At 63.9% G+C, this 2240-nt stretch carries 2 protein-coding genes; both read left to right on the top strand.

The window, feature by feature from the left end:
• The coding region (locus EOM25_14175; GenBank protein NCC26321.1) for a glutaminase at window positions 1-861 on the top strand (861 nt) is incomplete at its 5' end.
• Window positions 862-869: 8 nt separating this feature from the next.
• The coding region (locus tag EOM25_14180; protein NCC26322.1) for a hypothetical protein at window positions 870-2240 on the top strand (1371 nt) is incomplete at its 3' end.

Below are 2240 nucleotides of genomic sequence, written 5' to 3' on the forward strand. Positions count from 1 at the left end.
ACCAACGCCGACTACATCCCAGAGCTGGCCAAGGTCCCGTCCGAATTGTTCGGAGTGGCCGTGGCCACGGTGGACGGCCGGATATTTGTCGCCGGGGACGCGGACTACATGTTCTCCATCCAGTCCGTGTCCAAGCCCTTTACTGCGGCTCTGGTCCTGCAGGAACACGGGAACTCGGGCGTGCTCGTGGAAAAGATCGGGGTCGAGCCAACGGGCATGCCCTTCAATTCCGTGCTGGCCGTGGAACTGCTCGAGAGCAGGGCCGCCAATCCTCTGGTCAATGCCGGAGCCATGGCCACGGTCAGCCTGGTTCCGGCCCGGAACGAAACGGAGCGTTTTTCCAAGATCAAGGGGTGTTACGAGGCCCTGGCCGGGCAGAAGCTCTCGGTCATCGAGGAGGTCTATCGGTCCGAGTCGGCCACGAACCAAGGCAATCGGGCCATCGCCTACCTTCTGGGCAAGCATGGCCGGATATACGGGGATCCGGACAAGGTCCTCGACATCTACACCCGGCAATGCTCCATCGGGGTCACGGCCCGGCAGTTGGCCATGATGGGGGCCACCCTGGCCAACAAAGGTGTGAACCCGATCAGCGGGAAAAGGGTCCTGGATGCGCGGCATGTGCCCAAGATCCTGGCCCTGATGACCATGGCCGGGTTCTACGACGAATCCGGCCGCTGGGCCTATGATGTCGGGTTGCCGGCCAAGACCGGCGTGGGAGGCGGAATCGTGGCCGTGGCCCCGGGCCGGATGGCCGTGGCCGCTTTTTCGCCCCGGCTGAACCAGGCCGGGAACAGCATCCGGGCCATGCGGGCCATCGAGTACATCAGCGGGCGTTTGGGCCTCAATCTGTTCGAGTGAAAGACCCCATGCCTCGACATTTCTTCAAGGACCTGCGGAAGAGCGTGACAGGCGTCGGCCTTTGCTGCCTTCTGGCCGTAATGCTTGTTTCGGCCCCCTGGGCCATCCGAGCCGGAAATGCGACCGCCGGCATGGCCATGGAGCGTTTTTCCGACCAAGCCGAGGACCTGACCCGACAGCGCCTGGAGGCCGTCAAGGAGAGGCTCAAGACAAGCTTGGCCGTCAGTCCGGCTCAAGACGGCGATGATCTGCGCGCGTGGTTGATCCGGGCCTCCATGTGGGGGCCCTTGGCCGGGATGAGCAGCAAGGTTTTGGAGCTGCTCGGCGACAGCGAAACGGCCCGCAAGGCCCTCTTTTTCCTGATGCCCCTGGTGCGCTGGATGAGCGAGCCTTTTCTTTTTCCCGTGGAGACGGCTGGTTCGGAAGAGAAGTGCAGGGCGGAGATGGAGCGGCTGTTCGGCTTCATCATCGGGCAGGGCACAAAGAGCCGCAAGGTCTCCCTGGACAATGTGGGGGACGCGGCCCGCAGCGAGGCAGACGTGAAGGCCTACCGGGACTATTACCGGGAGACAATCATCCAGTTTGCCCGAGACGGTGGGATGACAGACTTGTCTTTGTCCCTGAAGCTCTCGGCCCTGACCCTGGATCTGTCTGCGGCCGTGGGTCAGGGCGAGTCGGCCAGGGCCAAACGCATGGAGATTGAGGCCGCCGTGGGCGACCTGCTCCTGGCCGCCCGGGAAGTCCGGCAGTCCCAACGGCTGATGCTGCGTCTGGACATGGAGGAATACGTCTTCAAGGACTTCACCCTGGACCTGTTTCGAACCATCGTTGAAAAGCATCCGGAACTGGCGCGCAACGCTGACGGCTCACTGCGTTTGGGAGTGGTTATCCAGGCTTATCTGCGGGATTCGGCTCGGGATGTGCGGGAATTGGCCGCATGGGGCAGGGCGAACGGCCTGCGCGTGCCCATCCGTCTGGTCAAGGGGGCCTACCTGGAGCACGAGCGCGCTCTGGCCGCGGACGAGAAACGGCCCAGCCCGGTCTGGGACCACAAGCCGTCTACGGACGCCAACTACGAAACCTTGAGCGCCTGCCTGCTCTTGAACCGGGATGCCCTCCAGCCGGCCTTTGCCACCCACAACATCCGTTCCATGGCCCGGGTCATGGCCCTGGCCGAAATGCTGGCCATTTCTCCGGCAGAGGTGGAGTTCCAGATGCTCTATGGCATGGGGGATCCGATCAAGCCCGTGCTCACGGGCATGGGCTACGGTCTGCGGGAGTACGTCCCGGCCGGTTCACTGGCCCGGGGGCTGAAATACGCCGGCCGCCGATTCCAGGAACTGGCCGGCGCGGACAACGCCCTGGCCCGGACCATGCGG

This window comes from Deltaproteobacteria bacterium, assembly GCA_009929795.1.
Classification (GTDB): Bacteria; Desulfobacterota; Desulfovibrionia; order Desulfovibrionales; family Desulfomicrobiaceae; genus RZZR01.